This is a genomic window from Pantoea sp. S-LA4 (assembly GCF_054482835.1).
In genome coordinates, this window is record NZ_JBTLRC010000002.1 from 3846071 (window position 1) to 3862002 (window position 15932).

Sequence of the window (15932 nt, forward strand, 5' to 3'; positions counted from 1 at the left end):
GGCGGGCGTTATGGTGGACCCCCGATTCGCTATCACAAATTTTTAACCGCTATGTCCTTTTCTCAGTTCGGCGACAAATTTACCCAACATTCCGGCATCTCACGTCTGATGGAAGATATGGGCGCGGGCTTGCGCACGCCCGGCACCATCATGCTGGGTGGCGGCAATCCGGCGCAAATCCCGGCCATGAACGACTACTTTCAGCAACTGCTGCAGCAGATGCACGAGGAAGGCAAGCTCAGCGAGGCGCTCTGCAATTACGATGGCCCGCGTGGCAAAGCGACGCTGCTGGAGTCGCTGGCAGAGCTGCTGCGCGATCGGCTGGGCTGGCCCATCAGTGCGCAGAACATTGCGCTGACCAACGGCAGCCAGAGCGCCTTCTTCTATCTGTTTAACCTGTTCGCTGGTCGTCGGGCTGACGGCAGCAAAAAGCGCGTGCTGTTCCCGCTGGCACCGGAATATCTCGGCTATGCCGATGCCGGGCTGGAAGAGGGGATGTTCGTGTCGGCCAAACCGAACATTGAACTGCTGCCGGCTGGCCAGTTTAAATATCACGTCGATTTCGATCATCTGCCGATGAATGACGATGTCGGACTGATCTGCGTGTCGCGTCCGACCAATCCGACCGGCAACGTGATCACTGACGATGAGCTGATGCAGCTCGATGCGCTGGCACAACAGCATGACGTCCCGCTGCTGATCGATAACGCTTATGGCGTGCCGTTTCCCGGCATCATCTTCAGTGAGGTTCGCCCGCTGTGGAATCCCAACATTATTCTCTGCATGAGCCTGTCGAAGCTCGGCCTGCCTGGCGCGCGCTGCGGCATTATCATCGCCGATGAGAAAACCATCGGCGCGCTGAGCAATATGAACGGCATCATCAGCCTGGCACCTGGCAGCATCGGACCGGCGATTGCCGGTGAAATGATCCGCCGGGGCGATCTGTTGCGCCTGTCGGAAGAGGTGATTAAGCCGTTTTATCAGCAGAAGGTGCAGCAGACGATCGCTATCCTGCGCCGCTATCTGTCGGAAGAGCGCTGCCTGATCCACAAACCGGAAGGGGCGATTTTCCTCTGGCTCTGGTTCCGCGATCTGCCGATCAGCACCGAAATGCTCTACCAGCGGCTCAAAGCGCGCGGCGTATTGATGGTGCCGGGCCACTTCTTCTTTCCGGGCCTGGAACATGAATGGCCGCACACCCATCAATGTATGCGCATGAACTACGTGCCGGATGCGGAGAACATCGAACGGGCGGTGCAGATTCTGGCCGAAGAGGTCGAAATCGCCTGGCGCGACGCCTAATCCTGCGGCCCGGTTAACGACAGCTGGCACCACTGCGCCAGCTGTTGTATCGCCTGCTCCACTTCCGCATTCCAGCCAAAACCGGCGTTGAGCCGGAAACAGTGATCGTAGCGCTGATCGGTGGCAAAAATATGGCCCGGCGCAATGCCGATGCCCGCATTGCGCGCTTTCAGAAACAGCGCGCGCACGTTCAGCGCCTGTGGCGGCATCTCTACCCATAACACATAGCCGCCTTCCGGTTCAGAAACCCGGGTTCCCGCCGGAAATTCCCGCAGCACCGACTGACGCATGGCGCTGATTTGCTGCGCCAGCTCACGCCGCAGTTTACGCAGATGTGCGTCGTAGCCGCCGCTGCGCAGCAGCTCGGCCACCGCCGCCTGCGACAGCACCGAGGTGCCCATGGTTGAGGTATATTTCAGCGAGGCGATTTTGCGCATGTAGTTAACGCTGTGTACCCAGCCGATGCGGATGCCGGGCGCCACGGTTTTGGAAAAGCCGCTACACAGAATGGCGTTCGGACTGAAGGCGCGCATCGGGAAAGGGCGACGTTCACCAAAAGCGGTATCGCCAAAGATATCATCCTCAATGATCACCACATCGTTTTCATCCGCCTGCCGCGCGATATAGGCTTTCTGCTCGTTTGGGATGCTTTTGCCCAGCGGATTATTGATGTTGCACAGGGTCAGAAATACCCGCACCGCTTTGCGCTGAAACAGTCCGGTGAGCTTCGCGACATTCACATAGCCTTCCGGCCCGGCTTCGACTTCGATCACTCGCAAATTGAGGTTATGCAGCATCTGCAACAGCACGAAATAGCAGGGCGATTCGACCGCCACCACGTCGCCAGGCTGGGTGGTGGCGCGCAGCGACAGCGAGATCGCTTCAATGCAGCCGTTGGTGATCAGGATATCGTCAGTGCTGATATTGCAGCCGTAATCGACCGCCCGCCGGGCGATCTCCACTTTTAGCGGCGCATAGCCGGTGCCTTTGACGGTGTTACCGAGCAGCGCAGGTTTGCTGTAGCCCATCTGACGCATCAGTAAGCCGAGCTTCTTCACCGGATAGAGCGCGCTGTCGCCATTGGCCAGATCGAGCCGTACCCGGCAGTCGGAACCGAGCATCGCCAGGTGCAGCTCAGTCTGTTCATCAAGCGGGGCGATGGCGCGCGGCTGTTCACTGACGGCGGGCAACTGAGGCGGCCGATGGCGCTGTGGTGCGACAAAAAAGCCCGATTTAGGCCGGGCCACGGCGTAGCGCTCATCCTCCAGCGTACGTAATGTTTTCAGGGCGGTGGTGAGGCTGACGTTATACTGCGTTGCCAGCGTCCGCACCGACGGCAGACGGCTGTCGGGTGCCAGCGTACCGGCATGAATAGCTTGCTTGATCTGTTCTGCTATCTGGCGGTAACGGCTGCTCTGACTCTCCTGTTCCCCGACAACTTCGGCCATCTGTTCCACCCCATATCGCGCTGATCTGTGCATATTCAACAGAGTACATTCAAAGTACTTTAGGCTGCATCTCTTAATTATTCATGACGCTAAACGGACCTCTCGCCAGGACTGGCGTGTGTCTGAGAGGTGTGCTGAGCGTGATCGTCATCCGCCCAGGCCGACCGCTGTGATCCCAGACGTTCAGGCCATTGAGTGATTCTATTCGCGTAAGGAAAAAGTGAAAAATGAATAATCTGACCACCATGATGAAGGAGATTGAAGCATACCTTTCGCCCGCCATCATCGACTCTGCTCAGCGCTGTTCTGCTCGTCTGCTGGCGGCGTTACCCGATCGGCAGCAGCTTGAAAATAATCGTGTCCTGCTCGCCTATGGCGGGGGAAAAGACAGCAGCTACATGGTGGCCTATGTTCGTTATATCCAGGGCATTCTCTGGCAACAGCGCGGGACTACCTTTCGCCTGCGCGTCAGCACCAACCGCCATGCGGCGATGAATGACAGCGTGATGGAGAACATCAACCGGGTTTATCAATCGCTGGCGATGCATGACGATCCGCTGGCGGAGTGTCTGGTGGTGGATGGCTTACAGATTCGCCCGTTTGCCCGGCATCTGCCGATGCCGGATGCCGTGCGGCAGCAGAATCGCAGCGATGTGCTGATGAACGGCCACCGGTTTCGTGCGGATGGGCGCTCCACGTTCTGTAACGCCTGCAACCTCAGCATGGTGAACTCCTTTGGCCTGGCGGCGGATTACGACGGGGGTGTGGATGTGATCATCACTGGCGATTCACCCCAGGAACAGGCGGCCTATGTGGCCTGGGCGCGGCATCTGTCGCGGCTGTTTGATGCGCCGGTGGCCGACAAAAGCCGCGGTTTCAGTGGTTTCCTGCAGACGCTGGATGGCGTCGCCGAACGCTATGGCAGCCGAATCTATGGTGCCGATCAACTGACACCGGCGCATCGCATCACCCATCAGCTGGCGCGCGATCCGCTGTTTTTCAATATCTATCAGGACACCGCCTATGAAGCGGGCGCGCACTGGGCGCTGCTCAGTGAATTTATGCGCTTCCGTTTTGATGAGCTGATGTTCAGCTTCTCCGAATCAGACTGCGGTAACCCGACCCTGATGGCCCACCTGCGCGGGCTGCGGGCGGAAACCCTGTTGCAGCGCAATTACGCCGAAGGCATCCGTGAATATGTGCGCTTTGCCCTTGGCTTAATGGTGCAGAAAGATTTTCCACCGTCGCTGATCGATGAAATGGCGGCGCGTTATCAGGATGATGCGGCGATCCAGCGCCAGCGCCAGCGGGCGGCGGCTTTCGCCATCGAGGCGTTCGATCTCAGTGAAGAGCAGCTGGTCTGCATGATTTACTCGCCGTTTCTCGCTCAGGGACAACAGCTCGGCCACTGGCTGAGCCAGCAGCAACTGACGCTGGACGAGGCGGCAATCCGCGATCTGCTGGAGAACCGCAGCGACGATAGCGTGCTGGCGCAGCAGTTAACTCGGCTTTCCGGCATGACGCTGGCGCAGATGCGCCACTGCTGGCAGAGCCTGCCGGTCAGTTCGCTGCTGGACGGCAAAAGCGCCGATCCGCTGTCGCGCGTACTGCGTTTTGATCCCCACAAAGCAGTGATTCAGGTGAACAACGGTGTGCTGAACGATACCGTGACCGAAATCATTTCCGGGCGATAGTCCGGTAAGGCGAGGCGATGAAAAAGATTTTTCTGCAGATTGGCGCGACCCGTGACGGACAGAATCCCTACTGTGCGGTGGCGAAGCGCGAGGGATATTTTACCGTGCTGGCGGAGATGGGTGACTTTGTCGATTACCAGTCGCTGAGTCTGACGCTGCCGTTTGATCTGATCGTTCGCCTCGATCGGCCGGAAAATCCGTGGGAGGTGATGCAGGCCTATCTGCACGCCGGTTTGCTGTCGCATCCGCAGGTGGTGCTGGCTGGCTTTGAAGCCTACAACGCTAGTGCCGGACGGGTCCGGGAAATGCTGGCCGGACCCGATGCGCCCGCCGCGTTTATTCCGCTGGATAAATATGCACAGCGTATGGCGCTGAAAAAAGCCTGGCCCGCCTTTCCGCAGCCGGAGTTTCGCTTTTTCGCCTCGCCGCTCAGCATTCTGGATGCGAAAGAGGCGCTGATCTATCCCTGTGTGGTGAAACCGGTGGATGGCGGCGGCGGCCTGGGGATCTGGCTGATTGAGCGGGCTGAGCAGCTGTGCAGCGTAGTGAACAAACTGGTTCAGACCATGAACTACGGCGGACGCGGCTTCAGCGGTTTTATTGTGGAAAGCGGATTAGCGGGCGATGAGTTTTCGTTACAGGGCGTGGTGCATCAGGGACATCCGCAGGCGCTGACCTGCTGTCATAAGGTGATTGAACAGCATCGTGACGCCGACGGCTGCGTCAGCTTCTGTGAGTCGGGGCATGTGGCGCTGGCCGCCGCCACGCTGCCGCCGTCGTTCACCAGCCTGATGGCCTTTTGCTGTGAAACCTTTGGCTATCGTCAGGGCGCTTTTCATATCGATTTCATTCTGGTGAACGGTATTCCGCACTTTCTGGAGATGGGCTTCCGCCTTTCCGGTATGGGCGTGGCGACGCTGGTGCAGGAGGCGACCGGCATCGACTGGGCAGAGGTGACCTTTGGCCTGGAGGCGGGCGCGGTGTTACCGGCCTTTGCCTTCACCGCGCCGCGGGCGGTGGGTCAGCTGCGGTTACGGCAGCCGGCGCAGTTGCAGGCGGCTGAGCGCTGGATTGAGCAGCATCAGCAGGGCCAGCTGATGCCGACCCTCAGGCTGCCGACGCTGCAGGTGTCACCGCGATCGTCACTGTATGCCGATCTGACCCGTCACGCGGGCATTCTGGCGACCTTTTGCCTGACGGCGGCAGCGCGTGAGCCGATTCTGGCGGCCTTTCATCAGGTGATCGCCGCGCAGCCCGCGGCGGCAGGGAGAAATATTGTATGTGCAGAATGATTCTGGCGCATGGCCGGTTCGATAGCGCGGCGATTCTGGAAGCGGCGCGTGCCATGAGCTGCGGCGAGAGCGCCACTCATGATGGCCCGATTAAACAACATCCTAACGGCTGGGGCTGTCTGTGGCTGGAGAAGGGCGAGATCCGCACGCTACACGGCACCGGCGCATTCGCCGACGCGCTGCCGGGCATTGATGTCGATCGGCTGCGCAGCCGCTTTCTGGCGGTACATGTGCGCCACGCGACGCTGAGTAAAAATCAGGGGCTGGAATTTTCTCATCCGCTGTGGCGCAACAGCGCGGAACATTGCTGGTACATGATGCACAACGGCTACCTGCCGACGGTTTATCGCCAGCTTGGCCTGACGGAATCACGCTTCGATTCGGAAGAGTATCTGCGCTATCTGGTGGATCAGATCACCCCGGCCGATTTCACCCGCGACTACCTGCGGGCAAAAATGGCGCAGGTTGAGCCGGGCGGCAGCGCCGGCAATGCCATTGTGGTTACCCGCGACAAGGCCTGGGTGTGGCAGTGGCATCCCGACGATACGCCGTATCCCGACTATTTCACGATGCATTTTCGGCAACAGGACGATTGTACGCTGATCGCGTCTGAACCGGTGGCAATACCAGGCAGCGCTGGCAACTGGCGGCGCATGAACAATCATGAACTCTATGAAATACCGTTTAGGGAGTGAGAAACATGGCTATTTTCAATCAGTTCCGCGTGATTAATCCCAACATGTTTGTGGAGTCGACCTGGCTGGATGACATCGTGACGGCACGGGTGCCGTTGCTGGTGCTGCGTAACTTCCTCACGCCGGACGTCCGCGAGTCGGTGGTGGCGGATCTCCAGCGCTGCCGGGAGAAGATTCGCGTCTCTCACTATCCCAACGGCGCGCTGACGACGCTGGGTCCTTATCTGGCAAAACACACGGCCGCGCCGGACAACTATTTTACGGAACTGCGCGACATTCAGCCGTCGCTGCCGCCGTCACTGAGCGTTCTGCGCGAACAGATCTACCACTGGGTGCAACATGCGCTGCGGCTGGAGAGCCTGCGCACCGCGCACGAGCCGGGCCGCGGTGACTATGCCGGTTCAATCGTGCGCTTTCATGCCGACGGTGTGGCGAATCCGCTGCATAACGACAACATCGTGCGCGATGCCGCCAGCAGCGGTCTGGTGGTGACGCAGATCCTGCATCAGCTCAGCTGCGTGGTCTGCCTGCAGGAGTGCAACGCGGGCGGCGCGCTGCGCATCTACAACAAAAAATGGTCGCCGGAGGATGAGCAGTTCAAAACGCCAGGTGAACTGGGCTACCGCAGCGGCGTGATCGCGGGCAGTGAAACCTGTGAGTTCTCGCCACGCAGCGGCGATATCTACCTGTTTAACCCCGCCTTTTATCACGAAATCGACCGGGTTGAAGGCGATACCCGCATCACTATGGGCTTCTTTTTCGGCCTGACCGATAAAAAAATGAAGCACGCTATCGCCTGGAGTTGATTCAGGTTGCGCCAGAGAAGGAGAGGGAAATGACGACGTTTGAAAAAATTATCGCGCTGCTGGATCAGCATCAGGCGAACTACCGCGTGGTGGAGCATGAGGCGGTGGGCCAGACCGATCTGATCAGTCAGATGCGCGGTAACGCGCTCAATCAGGCGGCCAAAGCGATGGTGCTGGAGGTCAGCATGCCGGAAGGCGCGGAAGCGCGTTACCTGCTGGCCATTGTGCCGGGCGACTGCCGGATCAATTTTAAAAGCGCGGCGCGCGCTATCGGTGGCAAGAAGTCCGCCTTCGCCGCGCCGGAGACGGCGCAGGCGCTGACCGACTGCGTCATGGGCGCGGTGCCGCCGTTTAGTTTTGATGACCGGCTGGCGCTGCGGGTCGATACGCGGCTGCAACAGGTCGGGACCTTGTGGTTTAACGCGGGCGCGCTGGAGAAGTCGATTGCGCTGGCAGTAGAGGACTATTTTCGCATTGTTGGTGACGACTGCTGTGTGGATATCGCGACGCCGGTGGCGGTCACCGCCTGAGGCGGCACAAGGAGTAACTGATGTCGGTAAAAGATATGCTGTTAGCGCTGTGCGTGGTGGTGGCGTGGGGCGTCAATTTTGTAGTGATTAAGCTGGGACTACAGGGGATGCCGCCTTTTTTGCTGGCCGGGCTGCGCTTCAGCCTGGTGGCGTTTCCCGCCATCTTCTTTGTGCGCCGTCCGCCTATTCCGCTGCGCTGGCTGGTGGTCTACGGCATGACCATCAGTTTTGGTCAGTTCGCGTTTCTGTTTCTGGCGATTAAGCTGGGAATGCCCGCCGGCCTGGCATCGCTGGTGCTGCAGGCGCAGGCGTTCTTTACGCTGCTGCTGGGCGCATTGCTGCTGGCGGAGAAGCTGCGCTGGAATCACATCGCCGGGATTATTATCGCCACGCTGGGGATGTTTATGCTGGCCACGGCCGGTATGGCGGGCCAGACCACCGCTGGCATCACCCTGACGACGATGATGCTGACGCTGGCGGCGGCGCTGTCGTGGGGACTGGGCAACATCACCAACAAGATCATTATGCGCAACCGCCAGGTGCCGATCATGTCGCTGGTGGTGTGGAGCGCGCTGGTGCCGATCGTCCCTTTCTTTGCCTGCTCGCTGCTGTTCGACGGCCAGGCCGCTATCCTCAACAGCCTGCTGCATATCGGGCTACAGACGGTGCTGGCGCTATTCTATCTGGCGTTTGTCGCCACCATTATGGGCTATGCGATCTGGGGAAATTTACTCAGCCGCTATGAAACCTGGCGCGTCGCGCCGCTGTCGCTGCTGGTGCCGGTGGTGGGGATCGTAACCGCCGTGCTGGTGCTGGATGAGCACCTGTCGGGACAGCAGATGCTGGGTGCGACGGTGATTATCTTCGGACTGCTGGTGAACGTATTTGGCGGGGTAGTGGGCCAGCGTTTAGCGATGCGAACCCAATCCTGAAGGCAAAAAAAACGCCGCTGACGCGGCGTTTATTCTTTTCATCGATTATTTCAGAATCTCAATACGGCGTGGTTTCGCTTCTTCCGGGACCAGGCGTTCAAGATCGATGCTTAACAGACCGTTTTCCAGGCGGGCATCACGTACCACGATATGGTCGGCCAGCTGGAATTTACGCTCGAAATTACGTTCGGCGATACCCTGATACAGGTATTTACGCTCGGTCTGCTCTTCCGGATGGGCGCCCCGCACGATCAGCACGTTATCGTGGGCGGTGATCTCCAGTTCGCTCTGAGAGAAACCGGCTACCGCGATGGTGATGCGATAGTGGTTTTCATCGACCAACTCGACGTTGTACGGAGGATAGCCGCCGTTGCTCTGGTTTTGGTTCGCTTCGAGCAGGTTAAACAGGCGGTCAAAGCCGATGGCAGAACGATAAAGTGGAGAGAGATCAAAATTACGCATATTAAGACTCCTGAGTTTCAGCAAGTTTTGGCAACCTTCCACTACGGGACAGGCTGTATACGGCACCTCACTGTCCCTTGCGGCAACGGTGAGTGCGTCCGTAATCTAAAAATGGGTGCCGGACGTCAGATTTCAAGGGGGAAAAACGCAATTTTTTTCGCCAAATTGAGGAAATGACATACACTCAGGACTACCTTTGCCGGACCAGAACGGACATTGCCCCAGAGCGATGACGTTGTCTGGCAAGCCAACTCAGTCAGGCTTCTGCCGGGGCTGAAGGGATGATAATAATGAATTTGATGAAAACTTTACCGCTGGCGGGTGTCGTCTGCTGCGCCGTTGCGGCAAGCGGTTGCTCCAGCGTCATGTCACATACCGGTGCCAGTCAGGGCTACTATCCTGGCACGCGCGCCAGCGCCGACCTGCTGGTGGATGACGACACCAGCTGGGCACTGAAACCGCTGGCGCTGATCGATCTGCCTTTCTCCGCTGTGCTGGATACCTTGCTGCTGCCGTGGGACTACTATCGCAACGACAGTGACAGATCGATCGATTCTCCGCGTGAACGGGTATTGAAAAGCGAGAAGCTGGCGCATACCCAGGAACATCTGGCACAGGCCCAGCCGCTGCCGACTATGCAGCCGCCGTCGCCGCAACCGTAAACAGCTGCCGCCAGCCGTTTACCTCTCGCATATAAGCAATCTGACGTCCATCGGGTGACCAGACCACTGCGTCGCCCGACGGAGCCGCTTCCGTTCTGTCGGTCAGCCGCTGGCACTGTCCATCGGCGATCTCACATCGCATCACGCTGTTATCGCAGACAAAAGCAATCGCCTCACCGCTGGGGTGCCAGCTAAACGCCGACTGAATGCTGTGGCTCAGCCGGGTGATCTGGCGCGGTTCCCCGCCGTTGGGCGACACGCTCCACAGCTGGATCACCTGCTGCCGGTCCGCCATCAGAAAAGCGATCTGGCTGCCGTCCGGCGCGGCGCGCAGCCAGTGGCGCGGTTGCAGCGCCAGCCCGTTGCTGACCGTCAGGCGACGCTGCTGCACGCCAGCCGGCGGTGCAGGAAGCTGCCGCTCACTGCCCTCCAGCGGCGCGTCGCCCGCCCGGGCGTAATCCTCCAGCGCCGCCGGCAGATCGACAATAAACACCTCCGGCCGCTTTTCTCCCTGCGCGTTCAGCGTGTCACCAATAAAGGCGATGGCCCAGCGCTGCCAGCTGCCGTCGGGTTTCTGATAACCGCGATCGCCAACCCAGCACTCTTCATAAGCGCGATTAATCTGGTCGCTGCCGGGAAGAGGCTGCGGATGGGTCGAGCTGACCAGCAGGCAAAAATAGCTGCCTTCATATTCGCGCGGATGCTGCTTCACCGGCCTGACCGCGCCCAGCGGCACAGCGATGCCGACGTTACGCAAATCCTGATGGCTATCCCATTCATGCATCACATGATCGTTGTAGGTAAAGCTGAGGCGCGATCCATCCGGACTGAAGACATGGACGTGCGATCCGCCGCGCAGTGCGCCGGGCGTGAAAGGGGGCGTGATATCGCAGGCATCCAGGTTGACCGCCTCACCGTTCTGAACGATCACCCCACGCCGATGGTGAAAGTCATAGTGCCAGGTGGCGTCGGGATGTTCCGGCCCGTGAATGCAGACATAGCGCGGCGGCAGATCGGGGCTGACGGTAACCACACCGACATGCGCACCGTGCTGCGCCTGATAGAGCACCTCCACCTCACCGGTCATGACATTGACCCGCTCAATGGTCTGGCTGGTAAACGACGCGCCGGACGGACGGAGATCAAACGCCAGCCACTGGCTGTCGGCGGTCCAGACATTGATATTGGTAAGCTGATGCTGGCGGGCTGCAAAGGTGATCTGTTTTTCGCGCATGGGGGCAACCTGATAAAAATGTTGCCCCACACGCTACGCCAAACGGGCTAAAGATGCAGCTTCGATTTCACCTCATTGATTACCCGTTCCTCACCCTCGACGGTTTTTTTTCGTCCCAGCAGCAGACCCAGCAGGCCACCCAGTACCAGCGCGCCCGCCACAATCAGCAAACCATCATGGTAACTGTGGGTGGCATCTTTAATGCGGCCCATGATCGGCGGAAAACCGAGGCCGGCGATGTTCGCCACGGCATTGATCAGGGCGATAGAGGCGGCCCCGGCGACGCCGGAGATGGTTTCGGTGGTGACCGCCCAGAAGACCGGCGTGATTGCCCAGTTAAGACCCACCATCAGTACCAGCAGGCCATAGGCCAGCCACTGCTGCGAGACCGCCATCGCGCCCAGCAACAGCAGGCCCGCGGCAATCAGCGGCAATCCCAGATGGCGCGCGCGTTCGCCGGTTTTGTCGGAATGCCGGCCGTTAAAATACATAAACAGACAGGCAAACAGGAACGGTACCGCCGACAGCAGGCTGACCATCAGGTTACTGCGCTCCTCCGCCACGCCCTTGACGATCAGCGGCAGGAACAGCGTGACGCCGATGGTGCCAAACGCCTGCAACAGCCACAGCAGGCTGAGCGCCCAGACGCGGCCACTTTTCAGCGCCACCCGCCAGTTATGGTGGTGAATCGCAGAATGTTTCTCGTCACGTTCAATGGTCTGTTGCAGCCAGCTACGCTGCTCGCCGGAGAGCCAGCGTGCTTTGGCCGGTGAATCGTCGAGATAAAACCAGGTCACAATCCCAAGGAAGAAAGCGGGAATGCCTTCCAGCAGGAACAGCCAGCGCCAGCCCTCCACGCCTAACATCCCGTGCATGTTCAGCAGGCTGCCGGAGAGCGGCAGGCCAATCACCGACGCCAGCGCCGCACCGATATAGAACATCGACATGGCGCGTGCGCGATCGCTGCGCGGATACCAGCAGGAGAGATAGAAGATAATGCCGGGCGTAAAGCCCGCTTCTGCCGCTCCGAGCAGAAAGCGCATCACATAAAGCTGGGTGGGCGTCTGGACCAGGCTCATGCCGGCGGCGATGATGCCCCAGCTCACCATGATGCGGGCGATCCAGCGCCGTGCGCCCACCCGCGTCAGCAGCACGTTACTCGGCACTTCGAAGATGATGTAGGTGACGTAAAAAATACCGGCGGCGATGCCGTACATCTCGGCGGTCATCGCCAGATCGGCATTCATCTGGAGCGCGGCGACGGAAATATTGGCACGGTCGATATAGGCAATCAGATAGAGCAGCATGATAAACGGCATGATGCGCCGGTTCATTTTTTTCACGGTACTCAGATGCAGATGTTCACTCATCGGGAGATCCTCACGTAGGGTATAGCGGACCCGGATCCCGCATCACGCGGGACCTGGCGAGTGTTTCTTATTATGGGGTGAAGCGGGTGGCGACTACGGTAAAGCGGCGAAGGTTACCATTCGGCAACGGCGCCATCGGCGTGCCGCCACACCGGGTTGCGCCAGTCAGGTGCGTCGCGGCTGCGTTCGATCACCAGCGCTTCATCGATCTCGACTCCGAGACCCGGCTTCATCAGTGGGGCAAAGCTGCCCGTGTGCATGGCGAAATCCGCTTTATTCACTACGTAATCAAGCAGTTCTGCGCCCTGATTATAGTGAATGCCCATGCTCTGTTCCTGGAATACGGCGTTATGCGAAACGAAATCAACCTGCAGACAGGCGGCCAGCGCCAGCGGACCGAGCGGGCAGTGAGGCGCCAGCCCGACGTCATACGCTTCCGCCATCGCCGCAATTTTTACGCATTCCGTGATGCCGCCAGCATGGGAAAGATCGGGCTGCACGATGGCCAGTCCGCCCGCTGCCAGCACCCGCTTAAACTCGAAGCGGGAGTACATGCGTTCGCCAGCGGCAATCGGAAGGTGGGTTTGCGCGGCAAGACGCGGATAGTATTCCGCCTGTTCGGCCAGCACCGGCTCTTCAATAAACAGCGGACGATAAGGCTCCAGCTCTTTGATCAATATTTTCGCCATCGGCGCACTGACCCGGCCATGAAAATCGAGACCAAACTCAATCTGGTTACCGAACACTTCGCGGATTTGCGCCACGGTATTAACCGCCTCATCCACCGCACGGCTGTTATCGATCAGGCTCATCTCGGCGCAGCCGTTGAGCTTGAAGGTGTCGATGCCGATGGCGCGCAGCGTTTCAATACCGGCAATCACCTCGGCGGGACGATCGCCGCCCACCCAGCTATAGGCCTTCATCCGGTCACGTACCTGCCCGCCGAGCAGCTGCCAGACCGGCACGCCCAGCGTTTTGCCTTTGATATCCCACAACGCCTGATCGATACCGGCGATGGCGCTCATCAGGATCGGGCCGCCGCGATAGAAACCGCCCCGGTACATCACCTGCCACAAGTCGTTAATGCGCGCCGGGTCCTGGCCGATCAGATAATCACCCAGTTCCTGTACCGCCGCTTCGACGCTGCGCGCCCGGCCTTCAATCACCGGCTCGCCCCAGCCGCATACGCCCTCATCGGTTTCAATCTTCAGGAACATCCAGCGCGGCGGCAGGCGATAAGTGGTGAGTTTAGTAATTTTCATCGTACGGCGTCCTTATAAGCAGCAACAAAAGCCTGGGCTTTTTCTACAGTGCGCGACAGCGGCTGACCGGCGCGGTACAAATCGCTGCCCAGTCCGGCACCGACGCAGCCGACCGCCAGATAGTCCGCCAGGTTTTCAGGCGTTACTCCGCCGACGGCGAACAGCGGTACTTCCGGCGGCAACACGGCTTTGATCGCCCTGATATAGGCCGGACCAAAGGCCGAGGCCGGGAAAATTTTCAGTGCCTGCGCACCGGCGTTCAGCGCGGTGAAGGCTTCACTGGCGGTGGCACAGCCGATCGCCGTCCAGATCTGCTGTCTGACCGCCCCGGCGATCACCTCTGCATCGGTATTCGGCGTCACAATCAGGCGGCCGCCCGCTGCCGCGACGGCATTGACCTGAGCGACATTCAGCACCGTTCCGGCACCGATCAGCGCCCGATCGCCAAACTGACGCACCATCTGCGGCAGGGTCTGTTGCCAGTCGGGTGAGTTGAGCGGCACTTCAATCGCGTCAAAACCCGCCTCAATCAGGGCGCTGATGTGTGCTTCGGCTTCGTCCGGCCTGATGCCGCGCAGAATGGCAATCAGCGGCAGGCTAAAGGGTAAGGTCATCAATAATTCTCCTTATTCCATGCTGGAAGGCGCGATCGCCCTCCAGCCATTGCAGCGGGATATCCAGCAGGGCAAACGCCGCCTGATAACGCCGGGCCAGCGACTCGCTGGCAATCAGCGTCACCGGACCGCTCAGCGTCGGGGACACCTGCTGGCTGGCGACTTCATGGCCGATCAGTAAACCGGAGAGAAAATCGCTGACCGACTCGGGGGCCAGCGCGCCCAGCAGATGCTGCGCCCGCACTTCAAACAGTCGCGCCAGCAGGGACAGATCGTTGATGCCGGTTTCCAGCCCGCGCTGAAAGGCCGCCGCATCCGGCTGCTGTGGCGGTAAACCGGCGCCGATCAGGGCGTGGTTCAGCAGCAGATGATGCAGTTCGCCGGTCATCAGAGTGCGGAAATCGGTGACGTAACGTCCTTCACATTGCACCCATTTGGAATGGGTGCCGGGCATCACGATCAGTTCCGCCGGTGCCAGCGTTTGCGCCCCCAGCAGCTGGGTCTCTTCACCGCGCATCACGTTGTGATTATCGCGGCGGCTGACGCTTAATCCCGGCACGATCCAGCGCTTTTCACCGGCCACGGTCAGCTGCGCCGCGAGGGTGTCCAGCGCCTGTGGGCAGGAAAGATAAGGCGCGGGCAGCCAGCCGGCGTTGCTGCCCACCATGCCCGCCATCACTACCGGCACCGCATCCACCGGCCAGTGCTGAGTGATTTCGTCAAATACCTGCTGGTGGCTGCGGCCGTTTAAGCGCGTCACGCCTGATTCAGATTGTCGGCTATCCAGACACTCTCCGTCGCGGTAATACCAGGCGCGCAGGTTGGTCGAGCCCCAGTCAAGCGCGATATAGTGACTCACACGATCTCCTTCAGGCGTTGGGTTGAACTGGCGATCATGGCGCGTGCCGCCGCTTCTGCGGCGTCAGCATCCTGATGACGAATGGCATCGAACAGGTTCTGATGTTCACGCAGGGTTTGCGGCATGTTGTCGCGATCGGCGCGGTAGGTGCGGGCAAACACTGCTTTCTGTAGCTGAACCAGCGCGATGCTGAGCTGTTGCAGAATGGGATTGTGCACAGAGGCCAGCAGCGCCTCGTGGTAGCGCATATCGGCCTCGTTAAAGGCATCACGATCGTCGTGCCAGGCGATCATATCGTTGAGCGCCTGCTCGATACCGGCTAAATCCTGTGAGGTCGCGCGTTCGGCTGACCAGCGCGCCAGCTGTGGCTCGACCAGCACCCGCACATCGTTCATCGCGGCGATGAGCTTCGGGTCGTGATTGTGCTTTAACGACCATTGCAGCACGTCGCTGTCGAGGAAGTTCCACTGCTGATGCGGAGTGACAAAGGCGCCGCGGTAACGCTTAATTTCAATCAGGCGTTTCGCGGTCAGGGAGCGATAGACTTCGCGGATGATATTACGGGAGGTAGCGAACCGTTCGCACAGGTCCGCCTCGGCGGGCAACGGCTGGCCTGCCGCAAACTGGCCGGAGACAATCTCTTCGCCCAGCGTTAAAAGAATCCGATCGGTTTTGCTGACATCCTGCTTTTCCACTGTCTGTGTTCCTTTGCCCGGCCCATGCCTGAGCAAAAATTGTAGTACCACCTATCAAGGTTGTACTACAATCCT

16 protein-coding genes are annotated in these 15932 nt (G+C 59.6%); 8 read left to right on the top strand and 8 right to left on the bottom strand.

Going from position 1 to position 15932, the window contains the following annotated elements; all coding sequences use genetic code 11:
* Nucleotides 1-51 precede the first annotated feature (51 nt).
* On the top strand, nt 52-1302 hold the full coding sequence (locus ACX3P5_RS18960) for a valine--pyruvate transaminase (protein ID WP_458969110.1): 1251 nt from the start codon (nt 52-54) through the stop codon (nt 1300-1302).
* Here the strand turns inward: ACX3P5_RS18960 and ACX3P5_RS18965 are convergent.
* The gene (locus tag ACX3P5_RS18965; protein ID WP_233985755.1) at nt 1299-2750 is read right to left on the bottom strand and encodes an aminotransferase-like domain-containing protein; all 1452 of its coding nucleotides are present in this window, start codon (nt 2748-2750) and stop codon (nt 1299-1301) included. The genes ACX3P5_RS18960 and ACX3P5_RS18965 overlap by 4 nt on opposite strands.
* 227 nt (nt 2751-2977) lie before the next feature.
* On the opposite strand from ACX3P5_RS18965, the gene ACX3P5_RS18970 reads away from it, so the two are divergent.
* Genes ACX3P5_RS18970 through ACX3P5_RS18995 form a run of 6 tightly spaced genes read left to right on the top strand, consistent with a single transcriptional unit; the run spans nt 2978 to nt 8699 of the window.
* Nucleotides 2978-4444, top strand: coding sequence for a hypothetical protein (locus ACX3P5_RS18970; protein ID WP_458969111.1), 1467 nt, complete (start codon nt 2978-2980; stop codon nt 4442-4444).
* A 17-nt stretch (nt 4445-4461) separates the two neighbouring features.
* A complete protein-coding gene (locus tag ACX3P5_RS18975) occupies nt 4462-5736 on the top strand; it encodes an ATP-grasp domain-containing protein (protein WP_336757019.1) in 1275 nt (424 codons plus the stop codon).
* Nucleotides 5724-6431: a class II glutamine amidotransferase gene (locus ACX3P5_RS18980; RefSeq protein WP_458969112.1), complete on the top strand. Its 708-nt coding sequence runs from the start codon at nt 5724-5726 to the stop codon at nt 6429-6431. Before ACX3P5_RS18975 ends, ACX3P5_RS18980 begins: the two co-directional genes overlap by 13 nt.
* 5 nt (nt 6432-6436) lie before the next feature.
* The gene (locus tag ACX3P5_RS18985) at nt 6437-7237 is read left to right on the top strand and encodes a 2OG-Fe(II)-dependent halogenase WelO5 family protein (protein WP_458969113.1); all 801 of its coding nucleotides are present in this window, start codon (nt 6437-6439) and stop codon (nt 7235-7237) included.
* Between the two features lie 29 nt (nt 7238-7266).
* Nucleotides 7267-7767 carry a YbaK/EbsC family protein gene (locus tag ACX3P5_RS18990; RefSeq protein ID WP_233985750.1) on the top strand — a complete coding sequence of 167 codons (501 nt, stop codon included), beginning with the start codon at nt 7267-7269 and terminating at the stop codon, nt 7765-7767.
* A gap of 20 nt (nt 7768-7787) precedes the next feature.
* Nucleotides 7788-8699: an EamA family transporter gene (locus ACX3P5_RS18995; protein ID WP_233985749.1), complete on the top strand. Its 912-nt coding sequence runs from the start codon at nt 7788-7790 to the stop codon at nt 8697-8699.
* Nucleotides 8700-8744: 45 nt separating this feature from the next.
* Here the strand turns inward: ACX3P5_RS18995 and ibpA are convergent, their stop codons facing one another.
* The gene (ibpA, locus tag ACX3P5_RS19000) at nt 8745-9161 is read right to left on the bottom strand and encodes a small heat shock chaperone IbpA (RefSeq protein ID WP_046289498.1); all 417 of its coding nucleotides are present in this window, start codon (nt 9159-9161) and stop codon (nt 8745-8747) included.
* Nucleotides 9162-9451: 290 nt separating this feature from the next.
* On the opposite strand from ibpA, the gene ACX3P5_RS19005 reads away from it, so the two are divergent.
* Nucleotides 9452-9823: a YceK/YidQ family lipoprotein gene (locus ACX3P5_RS19005; RefSeq protein ID WP_233985748.1), complete on the top strand. Its 372-nt coding sequence runs from the start codon at nt 9452-9454 to the stop codon at nt 9821-9823.
* On the opposite strand, the gene ACX3P5_RS19010 is transcribed toward ACX3P5_RS19005, so the two are convergent.
* The 6 genes from ACX3P5_RS19010 to ACX3P5_RS19035 all read right to left on the bottom strand — a co-directional run bounded on the left by ACX3P5_RS19010 (nt 9795) and on the right by ACX3P5_RS19035 (nt 15857).
* The gene (locus ACX3P5_RS19010; RefSeq protein ID WP_458969114.1) at nt 9795-11057 is read right to left on the bottom strand and encodes a DUF3748 domain-containing protein; all 1263 of its coding nucleotides are present in this window, start codon (nt 11055-11057) and stop codon (nt 9795-9797) included. The genes ACX3P5_RS19005 and ACX3P5_RS19010 overlap by 29 nt on opposite strands.
* Nucleotides 11058-11104: 47 nt before the next feature.
* Nucleotides 11105-12427, bottom strand: a complete 1323-nt coding sequence (locus ACX3P5_RS19015) for an MFS transporter (RefSeq protein WP_233985746.1) — start codon at nt 12425-12427, stop codon at nt 11105-11107.
* A gap of 113 nt (nt 12428-12540) precedes the next feature.
* Nucleotides 12541-13689: a galactonate dehydratase gene (gene dgoD, locus ACX3P5_RS19020; RefSeq protein WP_336757009.1), complete on the bottom strand. Its 1149-nt coding sequence runs from the start codon at nt 13687-13689 to the stop codon at nt 12541-12543.
* Nucleotides 13686-14303 (bottom strand): 2-dehydro-3-deoxy-6-phosphogalactonate aldolase, encoded by a 618-nt coding sequence (locus ACX3P5_RS19025; protein WP_458969115.1) that lies wholly within the window; start codon nt 14301-14303, stop codon nt 13686-13688. The genes dgoD and ACX3P5_RS19025 overlap by 4 nt, the downstream gene beginning before the upstream one ends.
* Nucleotides 14287-15162, bottom strand: a complete 876-nt coding sequence (locus tag ACX3P5_RS19030; RefSeq protein ID WP_458969116.1) for a 2-dehydro-3-deoxygalactonokinase — start codon at nt 15160-15162, stop codon at nt 14287-14289. Before ACX3P5_RS19030 ends, ACX3P5_RS19025 begins: the two co-directional genes overlap by 17 nt.
* The gene (locus tag ACX3P5_RS19035) at nt 15159-15857 is read right to left on the bottom strand and encodes a FadR/GntR family transcriptional regulator (protein WP_233985742.1); all 699 of its coding nucleotides are present in this window, start codon (nt 15855-15857) and stop codon (nt 15159-15161) included. Before ACX3P5_RS19035 ends, ACX3P5_RS19030 begins: the two co-directional genes overlap by 4 nt.
* Nucleotides 15858-15932: the final 75 nt, after the last annotated feature.